The sequence below is a fragment of the Bradyrhizobium sp. USDA 3315 genome, from assembly GCF_054056795.1.
Genome location: NZ_JBSRYP010000001.1, coordinates 5,610,489 through 5,626,589, shown reverse-complemented (window position 1 = coordinate 5,626,589; position 16,101 = coordinate 5,610,489). Strand labels below are relative to the sequence as shown.

At 65.2% G+C, this 16,101-nt stretch carries 14 protein-coding genes; 4 read left to right on the top strand and 10 right to left on the bottom strand.

Going from position 1 to position 16,101, the window contains the following annotated elements:
* Window positions 1–158: 158 nt before the first annotated feature.
* Window positions 159–956 carry a bifunctional hydroxymethylpyrimidine kinase/phosphomethylpyrimidine kinase gene (gene thiD, locus ACVIYL_RS26070; RefSeq protein ID WP_456780202.1) on the bottom strand — a complete coding sequence of 266 codons (798 nt, stop codon included), beginning with the start codon at window positions 954–956 and terminating at the stop codon, window positions 159–161.
* 191 nt (window positions 957–1,147) lie between these two features.
* Here thiD and ACVIYL_RS26065 point away from each other — a divergent pair, with 191 nt between their 5' ends.
* The gene (locus ACVIYL_RS26065; RefSeq protein ID WP_016845986.1) at window positions 1,148–1,393 is read left to right on the top strand and encodes an Lrp/AsnC ligand binding domain-containing protein; all 246 of its coding nucleotides are present in this window, start codon (window positions 1,148–1,150) and stop codon (window positions 1,391–1,393) included.
* Window positions 1,394–1,514: 121 nt separating this feature from the next.
* Here the strand turns inward: ACVIYL_RS26065 and ACVIYL_RS26060 are convergent, their stop codons facing one another.
* Window positions 1,515–2,450, bottom strand: coding sequence for a c-type cytochrome (locus ACVIYL_RS26060; protein ID WP_456780201.1), 936 nt, complete (start codon window positions 2,448–2,450; stop codon window positions 1,515–1,517).
* Between the two features lie 165 nt (window positions 2,451–2,615).
* Here ACVIYL_RS26060 and ACVIYL_RS26055 point away from each other — a divergent pair, with 165 nt between their 5' ends.
* Complete coding sequence (locus ACVIYL_RS26055; RefSeq protein ID WP_057016700.1) at window positions 2,616–3,038, top strand: CHRD domain-containing protein; 423 nt, start codon at window positions 2,616–2,618, stop codon at window positions 3,036–3,038.
* A gap of 106 nt (window positions 3,039–3,144) precedes the next feature.
* On the opposite strand, the gene ACVIYL_RS26050 is transcribed toward ACVIYL_RS26055, so the two are convergent.
* The 6 genes from ACVIYL_RS26050 to ACVIYL_RS26025 all read right to left on the bottom strand — a co-directional run bounded on the left by ACVIYL_RS26050 (window position 3,145) and on the right by ACVIYL_RS26025 (window position 11,568).
* The gene (locus ACVIYL_RS26050) at window positions 3,145–3,591 is read right to left on the bottom strand and encodes a c-type cytochrome (protein WP_141340701.1); all 447 of its coding nucleotides are present in this window, start codon (window positions 3,589–3,591) and stop codon (window positions 3,145–3,147) included.
* A 103-nt stretch (window positions 3,592–3,694) separates the two neighbouring features.
* Complete coding sequence (locus tag ACVIYL_RS26045) at window positions 3,695–6,004, bottom strand: xanthine dehydrogenase family protein molybdopterin-binding subunit (RefSeq protein ID WP_253607835.1); 2,310 nt, start codon at window positions 6,002–6,004, stop codon at window positions 3,695–3,697.
* Window positions 6,005–6,132: 128 nt separating this feature from the next.
* The gene (murJ, locus tag ACVIYL_RS26040; RefSeq protein ID WP_253607834.1) at window positions 6,133–7,662 is read right to left on the bottom strand and encodes a murein biosynthesis integral membrane protein MurJ; all 1,530 of its coding nucleotides are present in this window, start codon (window positions 7,660–7,662) and stop codon (window positions 6,133–6,135) included.
* 43 nt (window positions 7,663–7,705) lie between these two features.
* A complete protein-coding gene (locus tag ACVIYL_RS26035; protein ID WP_229159036.1) occupies window positions 7,706–8,857 on the bottom strand; it encodes a DegT/DnrJ/EryC1/StrS family aminotransferase in 1,152 nt (383 codons plus the stop codon).
* 30 nt (window positions 8,858–8,887) lie between these two features.
* Window positions 8,888–9,904 carry a Gfo/Idh/MocA family protein gene (locus ACVIYL_RS26030; RefSeq protein ID WP_229159034.1) on the bottom strand — a complete coding sequence of 339 codons (1,017 nt, stop codon included), beginning with the start codon at window positions 9,902–9,904 and terminating at the stop codon, window positions 8,888–8,890.
* A 251-nt stretch (window positions 9,905–10,155) separates the two neighbouring features.
* Window positions 10,156–11,568, bottom strand: coding sequence for a mannose-1-phosphate guanylyltransferase/mannose-6-phosphate isomerase (locus tag ACVIYL_RS26025; protein ID WP_057016706.1), 1,413 nt, complete (start codon window positions 11,566–11,568; stop codon window positions 10,156–10,158).
* 352 nt (window positions 11,569–11,920) lie between these two features.
* Between ACVIYL_RS26025 and ACVIYL_RS26020 the strand changes: the two genes are divergently transcribed.
* Both ACVIYL_RS26020 and ACVIYL_RS26015 read left to right on the top strand, forming a co-directional pair.
* Entirely contained in the window at window positions 11,921–12,907 is a 987-nt protein-coding gene (locus ACVIYL_RS26020) for a lysylphosphatidylglycerol synthase transmembrane domain-containing protein (RefSeq protein ID WP_456780200.1), read from the top strand.
* A 10-nt stretch (window positions 12,908–12,917) separates the two neighbouring features.
* Window positions 12,918–13,928 carry an MraY family glycosyltransferase gene (locus ACVIYL_RS26015; RefSeq protein WP_456780199.1) on the top strand — a complete coding sequence of 337 codons (1,011 nt, stop codon included), beginning with the start codon at window positions 12,918–12,920 and terminating at the stop codon, window positions 13,926–13,928.
* 5 nt (window positions 13,929–13,933) lie between these two features.
* Here the strand turns inward: ACVIYL_RS26015 and ACVIYL_RS26010 are convergent, their stop codons facing one another.
* Complete coding sequence (locus ACVIYL_RS26010) at window positions 13,934–14,875, bottom strand: NAD-dependent epimerase/dehydratase family protein (protein WP_456780198.1); 942 nt, start codon at window positions 14,873–14,875, stop codon at window positions 13,934–13,936.
* Complete coding sequence (locus ACVIYL_RS26005) at window positions 14,872–16,086, bottom strand: glycosyltransferase family 4 protein (RefSeq protein ID WP_253607830.1); 1,215 nt, start codon at window positions 16,084–16,086, stop codon at window positions 14,872–14,874. The genes ACVIYL_RS26010 and ACVIYL_RS26005 overlap by 4 nt, the downstream gene beginning before the upstream one ends.
* Window positions 16,087–16,101: the final 15 nt, after the last annotated feature.

Genomic DNA, 16,101 nt, shown 5'->3' with positions numbered 1-16,101 from the left:
GGCTGTGGGGAAGAGGCGTTGTGTTGCCTGCACAGCGCGATGGAACAGCGAAGCGATCGAATGCGTAGCCCGGATGGAGCGAAGCGCAATCCGGGGTCCTGCATCCGCGGATAAACTGGTCCCGGATTTCGCTGCGCTCCATCCGGGCTACAAGAGCGTCAGTAATATCCGTGGAAGTGATGCACCGGCCCATGGCCGTGGCCGACGGCGAAGCGATCGGCTTCGGCGATCGCCTGCGTGATCCAGGCCTTGGCGTTGCGCACGGAGGTCTCCATGCTCTCGCCCTTCGCGAGCCCTGCTGCGATTGCCGAGGACAGCGAGCAGCCGGTGCCATGCGTATTCGCGGTCGCAATCCGCGGCGCAGCCAGCGCGATGCTGCGCTCGGCGTCGATCAGATAGTCGATGCTCTCGGCGCCGTGGCCGTGGCCGCCCTTGACCAGCACCGCGCGACATCCCATCGCCAGCAATCGCTTGCCTTGTCGCTCGACGTCGGCCTCGCCTGAGGCAACCGGCTCGTTCAAGAGCGCCGCCACTTCCGGCAGGTTCGGCGTGATCAGCGAGGCCAGCGGAAACAGCAGGACCTTCAGCGCATCGACCGCCTCGGCGGCAAGCAGCCGATCACCGGAGGTTGCGACCATCACCGGATCGAGCACGACATGGCGCGGCGCCCAGCGCCTCAGCCCATCGGCGATCGCAGCGATCGTGTCGGCCTGCGCCACCATGCCGATCTTGACCGCGCCGACCTCGAGGTCGGAGAACACTGCATCGATCTGGGCGGTGACGAATGACGCGGGCACCGGATGGATGCCGCTGACCCCCATGGTGTTCTGCGCGGTCAGCGCCGTGATCGCGGAGGCGCCATAGACCCCGAGCGCGGCAAAGCTCTTGAGGTCGGCCTGGACGCCCGCCCCGCCCGAGGAGTCCGAGCCGGCAATGGTGAGCGCGACCGGCGTCATCTTGCAGCACCGGTGGTTGATACGAGTGAGACCATCACGAACAAGACCATGGCCTGTCCTAGCCCGGCCGCCGATCGGCAGCAAGTTAGCCTGACTTTACCGCAAGTTGGCCTCACCCCCCCCTGCCTCGCCCCTTGCCTTGGCCGCCCGTTTTGGGCCTATAGTCGCGGAAATCCCCGGAGACGACATTGATGGTTCCTTTCTTCGTCCAGATCAAATGCAAGCTCGGCCAGTCCTACACCGTCGCCAACGCGCTGGCGGAGGCCGAGATTGCGTCCGAGATCTATTCCACCGCGGGCAATTACGACCTCCTGGTCAAGTTCTACGTCGACCACGACACCGACATCGGCCATTTCATCAACGAGAAGGTTCAGGTGATCCCGGGCATCCAGGACACCCTCACGATCATCACCTTCAAGGCGTTCGGCGCGAAGTAGGACGCGCCCGCGAGAGCATGATGAGATTAGGTCGAGCTTGAACGGCGTCGAAAGTTCACCTCTCCTTTGGGAGAGGTGAACCGAAACCGCGGCGAGCCGATTCAACCAAACCCATCCCGCTTTACAACTCCTTCTCCTTCTCCTTCTTCACCGGCTTCGGCGGTCCCTCGACCGGCGGCAGCGACTTGATGTACTCGGCGATCGCGTCGCGGTCGGACGACGACAGTTGCGAGGTGTTGCGGATCACGCGCACCATCGACCCACCGGCGCTATCGCCGTCCGGCATCTGGCCGCTCTCGAGAAAATAGGCGATATCCTTCACACTCCAGTCCGAGATCCCCCTCGGCGTGATGTTGGGCACCCAGCCTTCGCCCTCCGGATTCGGACCACCGGCGAAGCGCTGCGCGGTGACGATGCCGCCGAGGACGTTGCGCGGGCTGTGGCACTCGGCGCAATGGCCGAAGCTGTTGACGAGATAGGCGCCGCGGTACCAATGCGCCGAGCGGCTTGCATCCGCGATGAACGGCTTGCCGTTCATGAACAGGAATTTCCAGACCCCGACGTTGCGCCTGATGTTGAACGGAAACGGCAAATCGTGGTCGCGCACCTTGCCGGCGACCGGCGGCAAGGTCTTCAGATAGGCGAACAGGTCGCGCACATCGCTGACCCTGGCGTGCTGATAGGACGGATACGGAAACGCCGGGAAATAGTGCGCGCCCGATGGCGAGGTGCCCTTCATGACCGCGGTGACGAAATCGGCCTCGCTCCAGCGGCCGATGCCGTCGTTCGGGTCGGGCGAGATGTTCGGCGCATAGAAGGTACCGAACGGCGAGGTGATCGCGAGCCCGCCGCCGAGCCTCGTGCGGTCGTCCTGCTTCGGCACGGCATGGCAGGAGGAACATCCCCCGGCATTGAACGTTGTGAGGCCGTTGGCCAGGTCAGGCTGATAGGCAGGCAGCGCGTCGGCGGCAACGGTCGCGGGGATCGTCAGCCACCAGAACACGCCAAAGCCGATTACGCCGGCCAGAATCGCCAGGAGGAAAATTCGTCGCAGCATTCACCGATCCGTCATTGGTCGCGTCAGTTCATGGACCAGTATGATGGCAACCAGTCGGACAAGCTCGCATCAAATTTGCCGCACCCACGATCATTTGGGGAATAAATCCGAAAAGCTGCTGTTTGAAGATTGCAACCATCCTGTGCCGTCAAAGGGGAGAGAACCATGTCGAACAAGACCTTGCTTGCCACGCTGACGCTCGGCGCCGCCATCGCCTTCGCCGGTCCGGCCTTTGCCGAGAAGTTCACGGCGAAGCTGGATAGCAAGAGCGAAGTGCCGCCGAATACCAGCACCGCCACCGGCACCGCCGACATCGACTACGATGCCGCCAGCAAGAAGCTGAGCTGGAAGCTGACCTATTCCGGCCTCTCGGGTCCGGCCACTGCCGCGCATTTCCACGGCCCCGCCGAAGCCGGCAAGAATTCCGGTGTCGCAGTCGCGATCCCGAACGCGACGTCGAGCCCGGTCGAAGGCAGCGCCACGCTGACCGACGCGCAGGCCGCCGATCTGCTCGCCGGCAAGTACTATGTCAACGTTCACACTGCGGCCAATCCGGGCGGTGAGATCCGCGGCCAGGTGACCAAATAACAAGTGACGAAGTAATCGTTCGCGACGCAACGCCAACAAGAAACGGCCGACACAAAAAAGGGCGGACGCCCTAAAGCGTCCGCCCTTTTCGTTGATGGAATGGCGATCAGCCCTTCTTGACGCGATAGGTCTCGTGGCAGCCGCCGCACTGCTTGCCGATCACGCCCAGCTCGGCCTTCAGCGTATCGACGTCCTTGATCTTGCCCTTGGCATCGGTGACGACCTTCGCGAAGCTCGCGGACTGCTGCGCGAAGCCCGCCTTGTCTTCCCAGATTTTCGGCGAAGGGGCGTAATCGCCTTCCAGCTTGACGCCTTTCATGCTCTCGGGGAACAGCGTCGGAAGCTGCTTGGCAGTATCCTCGAACTGGGCCAGCGCGGCATTGACGGTCGCCTGGTCGTAGGGCTTTTCGCCCTTGATGATCGCCGACAGCGCACCCGCATTCTTGCCATTGTCCTTCATCATGGCCTGGGTCTTCTTGACTTGATCCTGCTGTGCAACGACTGCACCGGCACCGAACGCCAGCACCGCAGCAACGACGACAATCCGCTTCATCGGCAAAACCCCTCAATTCCGCTCTGTCCCGGTCCGCGATCTGCGGCCGGCCTGGTTTGCAAAACACCGCAGGCGGAATCTTCATTCCGCCTGCGACAATTTATCAGAGATTATGGCGGCGCTGCGCCTCGCGGATCGCGATCCAGACCCGTTCCGGCGTGGCGGGCATGTCGATGTGGTCGATCTTGTACTCGCGATGCAGCCCCTCGACGATCGCGTTGACGACCGCCGGGCACGAGCCGATCGCGCCGGCCTCGCCCGCGCCCTTCACGCCCATTGGGTTGGTCGTGCAAGGCACGTTATGGGTCTCGAACACGAAGGACGGCCCGTCGGAGGCGCGCGGCAGCGCATAGTCCATGAAGGTGCCGGTGACGAGCTGACCATCGGTCGGGCTGTACACCGCCTGCTCCATCAGCGCCTGCCCGATGCCCTGCATCGCGCCGCCGTGAACCTGGCCGGCGAGCATCAGCGGATTGAGCGTGACGCCGAAATCGTCGACGATGACGTAGCTGACGATCTTGATGATGCCGGTTGAGGGATCGATCTCGACCTCGGCGAGATGGGTGCCGTTCGGATAGGTGCCGTCGGCGCTGGCGAAGGTCGCGCTGGCATTCATCTTCGACGTATCGCCGCCCGGACGTTTGGCGAGATCGGCAAAGCTGATCGAGCGGTCTGTGCCGGCGATGCGGATGCGGCCGTCGGCGAATTCGAGGTCGCCGGCGCCGGCTTCCAGCGCCTGCGCCGCGAGCTCCTTCAGCTTGTTGCCGAGATCATGCGTCGCCCGCTGCACGCTGACGCCGCCGGACGGAATCGATGCCGAGCCGCCGGTGCCGAGGCCGGTCGCGATCTTGTCGGTATCGCCCTGCAGCACATGGACGCGCTCGGGCGGCACGCCGAACTGCTCGGCGACGATCTGCGCATAGGCGGTCTGGTGGCCCTGCCCGCTCGACTGCGTGCCGATCAGGATCGAGATGTCGCCGTTGGGGTCGAGCGCCACATTGGCGGTCTCCTCGCCCATCGTGCCGCAGACCTCGACATAGCTTGCCATGCCGATGCCCCGCACCAGGCCCTCCTTCCTGGCGGCCTTGGCTCGCTTCGGAAATTCCTTCCAGTTGGCAATCTCCATCGCGCGCTTCATATGCGCGACGAAGTCGCCGGAGTCGTAGACCTTGCCGGTCGCGGTCGTGTAGGGCAGCGACTTCGGCGGAATGAAGTTCTTCCGCCGGATGGCGTCCGGCGTCATGCCGAGCTTGCGCGCAGCGGCATCGACGAGGCGCTCGATGACATAGGCGGCCTCCGGGCGGCCGGCGCCGCGATAGGCATCGACCGGCACCGTGTTGGTGAACACGGTGCGGACCCGGCAGTGGAAGGCCTGGATGTCATAGAGGCCCGGCAGCATGCCGGCGCCGCCATGCGGGATGTAGGGCGCGAAGGTCGAGAGGTAGGCGCCCATGTCGCCCATCAGGTCGACATCCATGCCGAGGAATTTGCCGTCCTCGGCGAGCGCCATCTTCGCGGTGGTGAGATTGTCGCGGCCCTGCGCGTCGCCCATGAAATGGTCGGAGCGCTCGGCCGTCCATTTGATGCTCTTCTTGAGCTTGCGCGCGGCCACCGAGATCAGCGCATATTCGCGATAGGGAAACAGCTTGGTGCCGAAGCCGCCGCCGACATCCGGGCAGATCACCCGCATGTTGTCCTTCGGCATCTTCAGGACCATGTCGCAGAGGATCTCGCGCAGGCGGTGGCTGCCCTGGCTGCCGATCGTCAGCGTCAGATGATCCTTCTTGGCGTCGTATTCCGCGACCGCGGCGCGCGTCTCCATAAAATTTGTGATGACGCGCGGATTGACGATGGTGATCTCGGCCACCGCATGCGCCTTGGCGAACGCGTCCTCGGCGGCCTTCTTATCGCCGATCGAGACGTCGAACAGCACATTGCCGGGCTTGTCCGGCCACACCTGCGGCGCGTCCTTCTTCACCGCATTGACGAGGCCGACCGCCGCCGGCAGCGGCGTCCATTTGACGTCGATCGCCTCGATCGCGTCACGGGCATGATCGACGGTGTCGGCGACCACAAAGGCCACCGCGTCGCCGACATGGCGCACCTCGTCCTTGGCGAGGATCGGATAAGGCGGTGCGGTGAACGGATCGGTTTCGAGATTGAACAGGCACGGCAGGCCGCCGAGTTCGGCGACGTCGGCGGCGGTCAGGATCAGCGCCACGCCGGGCATGCCGCGGGCCTTGCCGGCATCGATCGTGTAGGTCGCGTGCGCGTGCGGCGAGCGCAGCATCAGCGCGTGCAATGCGGGAGACGGTGCAACGTCGTCGGTGTAGCGGCCCTTGCCGCGAATCAGAGCGTCGTCCTCCTTGCGCCGCACACTTTGTCCGACGCCGAATTTGATGGGAGCTGCCATCGTCTCTCCAATTGCCTTGGTGTGTTTTGTGCATATTGGCGTGGTTGTCGCCGAAGCGCAAACCGCTTTCCGCCGCGCGCGGCGCTATCACACAGCGGCCTCCTATGCATTTGATTTGACAGGTAAAACTATACGCGGCGGAGCGCGAACAGCCAGCCGCGGCCGAACAGCATGAGGATCAGGAGGGCGTAGACGAAGACGCCGACCGCAATCAGCAGCAGCAGGATCAGTTCGTCGCGAAAGATCTGCATCGGCGCGAACCACACATAAGCGAAATGCGAGGTCAGCCACAGTGCGACCGCGAGCAGCACGCCGCACAGCGCGAAGGTGCCGAACGAGCGGATCAGCGCGCGATCGAGCGCGAGGTAGCCGCGGCGCACGGCAAACGTCAGCACCAGCAGCAGATTGACCCAGGCCCCGACCGCGGTCGCGAGCGCGAGGCCGACCTGCGCCAGCGTGCCGACCAGCGCGATCTTCAGCGCGACGTTGACCGCGACCCCGGTCAGCGCCGCTTTCACCGGCGTTGCGGTGTCCTTGCGAGCGTAGAAGGTCGCGACCGCGCTGCGGATCATCACGAAGGGAATGAGCCCCACCGCATAGGCCGCGAGCGTGGCCCCGGCGCTTGCCGCATCGGCCTTGGAGAACGCGCCGCGGGCGAACATCGCGCGCATGATCGGATCGGCGACCGTCAGGAACGCCGCCACGAACGGCACCGAGAACAGCAGCGTGAAATCGAAGGCGCGGCGCTGCGCGGCCATCGCGCCGGCGTGATCGTCGGCGCTCAGGCGCCGCGACATCTCCGGCAGCAGCACGGTGCCGATCGCGATCCCGATCACGCCGATCGGCAATTGATTGAGGCGGTCGGCATAATACAGCGCCGACAGCGCGCCGGCGGGCAGGAAGGTCGCGATGATGGTGTCGGCGAACAGCGCCACCTGGGTGCCCATCGAGCCCAGCGTCGCCGGTCCCAGCGCGCGGAAGAAGCCGCGGACGTCCTCGTCGAGCCTCAAGGGCGCGAACCGCGGCAGGCCGCCATGGCGCGCGAGGTCGCCGGCGAGCAGGAAGAATTGCAGGAAGCCCGAGATCAGGACGCCCCAGGCCGCGGCGTGGCCCGCGCTCGGGAAGAACGCCGCGAGCGCCAGCGTCATCATCATGGCGAGGTTGAGGAAGATCGGCGCCGCGGCGGCGCTGGCGAAGCGATGCATCACGTTGAGCATGCCGCCATAAAGCGTCACCAGCGTGATCAGCAGCAGATAGGGAAAGGTGATCCGCGTCAGCTCGATCGCGAGCTTGCGCTGCGCCGCGTCCTCGGTGAAGCCCGGCGCGAGGATGCTCATCGCCTGCGGCATGAACGCCATCGCCACCGCCAGCAGGATCACCTGCGAGGCGAACAGCAGCGTGAAGATGCGGTCGGCGAACAGCCGCGCCGACGCTTCGCCCTTCTCGCCATGGACATGGGCATAGGCCGGCACGAAGGCGGCGTTGAAGGCGCCTTCGGCGAAGATCGCGCGGAAATGGTTGGGCAGCCGCAGCGCCACGAAGAAGGCGTCGGCAACCGGCCCGGCACCGAGGATCGCCGCGAGCATGATGTCGCGCGCGAACCCGGTGACCCGCGATAGCAGGGTATAGCCGCCGACGGTGAAGATGCGTCCAAGCATGCGCTGCTTCTAGCGCATGATTGCGGTCTGAAAAAGTTTCCTATCAGGCTGAAAGCGCGCTGCGCACAGCCGCGATGACGCGGTCCTGGGCCGCCTCGTCGAGATAGGCGTGCATCGGCAGGCTGATGACGTCGTCGGAGAGGCTTTCGCTGATCGCTAGGCCGCCGTCGGCGACCGGGAAATCACGGTAAGCGGTCTGCTGGTGCATCGACTTCGTGTAGTAGATCGCCGTCGGAATGCCTTGGGTCTTCAGCGTCGAGGCAAAGGCATCGCGGTCGGCCCCTTTCGGCAGGCGGATTGTGTATTGCGCCCACACCGAGGTGCAACCTGGCGCAAGGCGAGGCACGGTCACGATATTGCCGAGTCCGCGCGCGTAGCGCTCCGCCACTTGGTTGCGTGCCACGATCTCGTCGTCAAAAATCTTCAGCTTCTCGAGCAGGATCGCGGCCTGCATGGTATCGAGCCGCCCGGTGAGGCCGAGGCGGACATTGTCATATTTGTCCGAGCCTTGCCCGTGCACACGGATGCTGCGTAGCGCGTTCGCAAGTTCGTCGTCATTGGTAAAGATCGCGCCGCCATCGCCGAAACAGCCGAGCGGCTTTGCCGGGAAGAAACTGGTCGCGGTCGCAAGCCCGAAGGTGCCGAGCTTGCGGCCCTTGTAACTCGCGCCAAAGCCCTGGGCGGCGTCGTCGAGCACGAACAGGCCTTCGGCTTCGGCAACCGCAGCCACCGCGTCATGATCGGCGCTCTGGCCGAACAAATCCACTGGAATGACACCAACCGGCTTTAGGCCACGCGACATCGCGGTGGCGATCCCGCGCTTGAGCGAATTGATATCGATATTGAATGTCGTCTCGTCCACATCGACGAAGAGGGGTGTCGCGCCGGTGAGCGCCACCGCTTCGCCGGTCGCGCAGAACGTGAAAGACGGGCACAGCACGGCGTCACCCGGCCCGACATTCTTCGCCATCAGGACCATCAAGAGCGCGTCAGTGCCGCTGGAACAGCTCACCACATGCTTTGCGCCGCTATAGTCCGCCAGCGCCTTCTCCAGCGCGGTCACTTCCGGGCCATTGACGAATTGGCAATGGTTGAGCACGCGGGCGACTGCATCATCGACCGATTTGCCGAGCCGCTGGCGCTGCGCGGCAATATCTATGAAGGGAACAGGCTCTGGACGCATGTGTTGGTTCATGAAGCTTTCGCGCGTGTTTTCAGGTTGCAATTAGCTGGCGATGCGGCGCGGCCCCTTGCGCATCGTCGAGGCGGCGGGCCGCGCGGGCGATTCCAGGCAGCGGATCGCGATCTCGAGGCTCGCCACGCCCTCGTCGCCGGACACCGCCGGCAGCTTGCCGCCGCGTACGGCGTCGAGGAAGGCGATCAGTTCGGCGCGCAGCGGCTCGTCATGCCCGACCGGCAGGTGACGCATCGAATAGCTGCCGTCCGGCTTGAAGCCGAAACATTCGGTGACCTGACGCGTGAGCAGATCGCCCATCACATACTTGCCGCGGGTTGCGACCGTCACGTTGCGCGCCTTGAACGGCGTCAGCCAGTTGGTGTTGATGTGGGCGAGCACGCCGGAAGCGGTGCGGAACTGCAGCAGCGCGATGTCCTCGCGCTCGGCGACGGCGCTCGAGAGCTGCGGCTGCACCTCGACGATATCGGACTCGGTGAACCAGCGGATCAGGTCGATGTCGTGCACGGCAAGATCGATCACGACGCCGACATTGGACATTCGCGGCGGGAACGGGCCGACCCGGGTGATGCCAATCGACAGGATGTCCTCGCCCGAGATCGCCTTCTTGATCGCGGCGACCGCCGGATTGAAACGCTCGACATGGCCGACCATCAGCGTGACGCCGGCCCGCTCGGCGGCCGCAACGATCTCGCGGCCCTCTTCGACCGTGGACGCGACCGGCTTCTCGACCAGGATGTGAATGTTGCGCGCGATGCAGGCGAGCGCGATCTCGTGATGCAGATGGGTGGGAGCTGCGATCGTCACCGCATCGATGCCCTCGGCGAACAGCTGATCGAGGCTTTCGAAGGCGCGGCAGCCGACCAGGTCGATGGCGCGGGTGCGATGTTCCGGCAGCGGATCGACGATGCCGATCAACAGCACCCCGGGCAGTCCGGCCAGCACGCGGGCATGGTTGCTGCCCATCACGCCGGCGCCGATCACGCCGACGCGCAATGCGCGGCCAATATCGGCCTTCGCGCCGGCTGCGGACACTTTTGCATTCATATCGTAGACCCCAAGTAACGTTCTGGCGGTTGTCCCGGCTTCTCAGGGAGCCATCCCGGCTCCGAGGGAATCAGCACCAAGGCCCCTCTGCCCGATCCGCGCCTTTGGCGCAAATCACGACCCGCTTCGTTGGCAGCCGCTATAGCACGGCGTCACAAATGTGGCGAATGCCAACGGCGAAATCCGGACACGTTTTGATTCAAAGAGTTACATCGCCCGCGACTCGATCTTGAGCGCGGGGCCCGTTCGCCTCAGGTGCGCCGATAGTCATCCTCGATGCGGATGATGTCGTCCTCGCCGAGATAGCTGCCGGTCTGCACCTCGATCAGCTCGAGCTGGATCTTGCCCGGGTTCTCCAGCCGGTGCACCGCGCCGATCGGGATGTAGATCGATTCGTTCTCGTGCACCGTCTTGATCAGCTCGTTGACGGTGACCTGCGCGGTGCCGCGCACCACGATCCAGTGCTCGGAGCGGTGATGGTGCTTCTGCAGGGACAGCCGTCCGCCCGGCTTGACGACGATACGCTTGACCTGGTGGCGATCGCCATTGTCGACCGACTGATAGGAGCCCCAGGGGCGATGCACCTTGATGTGATTCTCGGTCACCTCCGGCGCCGCCACTTTCAATTTCGCGACCAGCCGCTTCAGCCCGTTGGCGTCCTTCTGGCGTGACACCAGCACGGCGTCCTGGGTCGCGACCACGACGAGATCGTCGACGCCTTCGAGCGCAACCAGCGCCCGGTCGGTCGAGACGTTACAATTGCGGGAGTCCTCGAACACCGCAGTGCCGCGCGCAGCGTTGCCGAGGCTGTCCTTGTCCGACAGCTCCCAGACTTGGCGCCACGAGCCGATGTCGGACCAGCCGCACGCCACCGGCACCACCGCGGCACGCGATGTCTTCTCCATGACCGCGTAATCGATCGAGATCGCCTTTGCCGCGCCGAAGGCCTGCGCATCGAGCTTGACGAAGCCGAGATCGCGCGCCGCCGACGCAACCGACTGCTCCACCGAGGCCACGCTGTCCGCATCGACATTGCGGTACTCGTCGAGCAGCACGCCGGCGCGGAACATGAAGTTGCCGCTGTTCCAGAGATAACCCGCATCGATATAGCCCGCCGCCGTCGCGGCATCCGGCTTCTCGACGAATTTCGCCACCGCGCGCACCTCGCCGGCGACCACCTCACCCGGGTTGATGTAGCCGTATTCGGTGGCCGGCCGCTCCGGCTTGACGCCGAACGTCACGATGCGGCCGGCGTCCGCAGCCACCAACCCGCCGCGGCACGCGGCGACGAAGGCCGCGGTGTCCCGCACAAGATGGTCGGCGGCCAGCGCCAGCACGATCGCTTCGCTGTCGCGGCTCTGCGCGAACGCCGCACCGGCCGCAATCGCCGGCCCCGAGTCGCGGCGCATCGGCTCCAGCAGCACGTCGGCCTCGCGGCCGATCTCGGCCAGCTGCTCCAGCACCATGAAGCGATAGGCCTCGTTGGTGATCACGATCGGACGCTCGAACAGGCCGGCGTCGGAGACTCGCAGCAGCGTCTCCTGGAAGGTCGAGCGGGCCCCGAACAGCGACAGGAACTGTTTCGGATGCACCTCGCGTGACGCCGGCCACAATCGCGTGCCTGCGCCGCCGCACATGATCAGGGGAATAATTCGTCGATCCATCGATGCCTCAAATCCTGTCGTGCAAGTCCTGTCGTATCCGCCTGCGGACGACACACCAAATCGGCCCGGGCTGTCGCGGCCGGCGGCCCTGTCGCCTCGGAAGCACTATCCAAGCAGTAGCACGCGCCCCCCGCGCGTCTGGTCGGATTTTACCGGTAACGTAAACCCCCGGTGAGTGGCCGGCCGTCCCCCGTTCCGGCCTCTTTAGCCACCCCTTCGCGCCTGCCGCAATAGGGACCAGTACGGGTATTGCCAGATCGGCGCGGAAACCATACCAAGGCGGCGAATTTGGGCGCGCGAAAGCGTTTTGCGCTGTTTTTGACACATTCTGAAACCTGGCAGCCGAACGGAAATGCGCCGAATCCTGCTTTCGACCGTCAAGATCCTGATCTCGGCAGCGCTGCTCTATTTCTCGCTGCGCAAGGTCAATCTGTACGACCTTGCCTCCCGTATCCAGGTCGAGAGCCTCGGCTGGCTCGGCCTCGCGATCGCGGTCACGTTCCTGCAGATCTTCCTCGGGGTGTTGCGCTGGCGGGAGATCAGCGTGGAGTGCGGAGCCCCGCTGGAGGCAGGCCAGGCCATGCGCTTCAACGTGATCGGCACCTTCTTCAACCAGACACTGCCGTCCTCGATCGGCGGCGACGCGGTCCGGCTTTGGCTCGTCGCGCACGCCGGTGCGGGCTGGCGCGCAGCCACCTATTCGATTTTCGTCGACCGCGCGATCGGGCTGATCGCCCTCGCCGTCGTCATCGCCGCCACCCTGCCCTGGAGCTATCGGCTGATTTCCGATTCCCACGGCTGGATGGCGTTGCTGCTTCTCGACCTCGCCGCACTCGCGGCCGGATTTGGCTTCCTGCTGATCGGCGTGTTGCCTTGGGTCTGGCTGAAGCAATGGTGGGCGACGCATCACATCCACGCCTGCGCGGTCATCGCGAACCGGGTGTTGTTCAGCCGCAAGCGCGGATTGAGGGTCGCAATTCTCTCGATCGCCATTCACGTCGTGACCGTCGTGATCGCCTGGTGCGTGGTGAAATCGATCACCGCGCCCGTCACCTTCGGCCAGATATTCCAATTGTTGCCGCCGGTGATGCTGATCACGATGATGCCGATCTCGATCGCAGGCTGGGGCGTACGCGAGGCCACGATGGCGCTGGCCTTCGGCTACGCCGGATTGATCGCCAATGAAGGCGTCAACATCTCGCTGTTATTCGGCGCGGTATCGTTCGTGGTTGGCGTGTTTGGCGGCCTGGTCTGGATCCTGAGCCCGGAAAAGGCCGCCAAGGGCACAGAACCGATCGAAGTCCCGGGATCGCAATCGCGAGTCCCGGGATCGCAATAGCCGGACCAGAATGAGCGCTTTCGAAATCCTCCTGTCATTGATCGCGGCGGTTCTGGCTGCGTCGATCTCGGCTGTCCTGATCCAGGCGACGCGGCCGCTGCTGCTGCGTGTGGCGCTGGCGAAGCCGAATGCGCGCTCGTCGCACCGTGTTCCAACGCCGCAGGGTGCCGGCATCGCGGTCACGGCGGCGACGCTGCTGGCGGGCGGAATCGTCATCGTCCTGGCCGGATCGCAGAACCTGACGATTCCCTTCATCGTCTTCGCGGCCTGCCTGTTCATCGCGGTGGTGGGTTTTGCCGACGACATCCGCTCGCTGCCCGTCGTCCCGCGGCTGCTGCTGCAGGCCGCCGCCGTTGCGGCCGTGGTGTTTTCCGCGCCTGATGGTCTCAGGCTGGTTCCGGCCGGCCCGGTCTGGCTCGAACGCGGCCTGCTGCTGATCGCCGGCCTTTGGTTCGTGAACCTCGTCAACTTCATGGACGGGCTCGACCTGATGACCGCGGCCGAGGCCGTGCCGATCACCGTGGCGATCGCCCTGCTCGGCAGCTTCGGCTATCTCCCCGCAGCTCCCGCGCTGGTCGCGGCGGCGCTGTGCGGCGCGCTGCTCGGCTTCGCGCCGTTCAACCGACCGGTCGCAAGGATATTCCTCGGCGATGTCGGCAGCCTGCCGATCGGCCTGCTGCTCGGCTGGTGCCTGCTCGAGCTCGCCCTGCACAGGCAGTTCGCCGCCGCGCTGCTGCTGCCACTGTACTATTTGACGGATGCGACGGTCACGCTGTTTCGCCGCATGGCGCGGCGCGAGCCATTCTGGGCCGCGCATCGCTCGCACTTCTACCAGCGCGCGACCGACAACGGATTCTCGGTGTGGCACGTCGTCGGCGAGGTATTTGCGCTTAACGCGGTGCTGGCGCTGCTCGCATTCGCATCGGTCGCCCTCAATTCGCGCACCGCAGACATCGCGCTGCTGCTGACCGGCGCGCTCGCCGTCGCGTGGCAGCTGCGGCGGTTCTCGCGACCGCTCTGATCGCCTCAGCTGTTCGTTTGACGCAGCGCGCGCCGCAGCCCCTCGTCGAGGCTGATCGGCTGCTGCCATCCGGTGCCCGCGATCTTGGAAAGATCAAGCTCGAGCGAGGCGAACAGGCTGTCATAGGCTTCCTTGCGGCCGCTGATCCCGAGCGCCATCTTCAACAACGGCGCCGGCAGCCAGAACAGGCGCGGCGAGGTGTCCGCCGCCCGGGCCAGGCGCTCGACGAATTCCCGCGTCGAAACCTGCTCGCGGTCAGCCACCAGGAACACGTCGAAATCATCTCCCGGGTGCGACAACCGGTGCAAGATGAACGACGCGAGGTTTTCCGCCGACAGGAACGCGCGGCGATTCTTCACATAAGCGAGCGGTAGCGGCAAGCCATTGAGCACCGCGCGCTTGAGCAGGGCGAAATTTCCCTTCGCACCGGCCCCGTAGATTAGCGGCGGCCTGATGACGGTCACCCTCATGCCGCTGCCCGGCACAATTTCCTTCAAGCCGACCTCGGCGGCCGCCTTCGAGTTTCCGTAGAGGCCGCGCGGCGTCAGGACATCGTCCTCGCGAAACGGAGGACGCCCGTAATTGCTGCGCCCATGCACCAGGATCGTGCTGACGAAAATGAAATCGCGAATGCCCGCAGCGACCGCGGACCGCGCCAAATGCAGCGTGCCCTCGATATTGACGTTGCGATAGAGCTCTATCGCGCGTTCGTCGGACTGCTGATGAACGCGGGCCGCAAGATGCACAATCGCCTCCACCCCGTCGAGCGCGGCGCGCCAATCGGTGGCGGGACTGAGCGAGCCGATCATCACGTCGTTTGCATCGCGCGGTGGAGTTCGCACCGCGCGTCGCACCACCCAGCCGCCGCGCGCCAGCGCGGGCACCACATGGCGGCCGACAAAGCCGCTGGCGCCCGTGACCAGAACCGTCCGGTGACCATTATTCATACCGTCCGCTCCACATCGCGATTGGATAGCAGCTCCCGGACCAGCGCAGCGTAGCTCGCGAGCGCCCGCTCGGGACTGAAGTTCCGCGCGGTCGCGACGGCGCGCTCGGCCATCGCGGCGTCCCGCGATCGCGACGCCAGGCGGATGGCTTCGGCGAGTTGATCGGGCCTTCCCGGCGTGACGACCCAGCCGAGCCGGTTTTCGCTGACGGTGAGCGCAGCCTCGGCCTCTGGCTCGGAGACGAGAATGACGGGCCGGCCGGCAGCGAGCAGATTGTAGAACCGGCTCGGCACCGACACGCCGGCGACATCCTTGCGATAGGGAATGAGCCAGACGTCTGCGCTGGAGAGCAGCGCATCCAGCTCGCTGTCCGCGACGCGGTCGACCAGCGTGACGTTGGCAAGCCGCGCGGTGGCCCGCAGCTCCTTGAGCCGCGCGAAGCCGATGCCCCACCCCGAGAGCAGAAAATGGATCTCGCCTTCGTCACGCAACAGCCGCGCGGCCTCGAACACGATGTCCGGATCGTGGGTGAAGCCGAGATTGCCGGACAGCCCGACGACGAAGCGCGCGGCGATGGCCTTGCGAAACGGATTGTCGGGGCTCACGGGACGGTTGCCGGGCGCGAGCGTGGCCCAGTTCGGGATGAACCTGATCTTGTCCTGTGTCATTCCGCCATAGCGCAGCAGCAGCTTCTCGGCGTCGCGGCCGATCACGATGACAGCGTTCAGGGCCCGGAACATCAGCGCGTTGATCGCGCGCATCGCCCGCGCGACCAGCGAGGACGGCCGCAGCAGCCCGGCCATCACGAGCACATCGGGAAACAGGTCGTGCAGGATCAGCGCCGACTTGGCCCCCTTCAACCTTGCCGCGGCGGCAACCGCATAGGGCAGCGCGAAGGGAGCGGTCACCGTCAGCGCCACGTCGCCCCGCTTCAGGCGCGACAACAGCGCAAAAAAGATCCGGCCGGTGAACAGCGCCTCGGCCAGCGCGCGCTTGATCAGCGCCGCCTTTCCCGGCAGCCAGTTCCTGATCTCGACGACGGCGGGACGCCCGGGCGCCGGCGCCCGCGCCGAGCCCGGCATCCCGGAGACCACCATCACCTCCGACTCCTGCGCGATCCGTTCGGCGATCGCAGACATGATCGCGGCGGTCGTGCTGTGGTCCGGCGGATAGTGCTGGCTGACGACCACGACTTTTCGAGAACTACGCATCAATGGCTTTCGAAA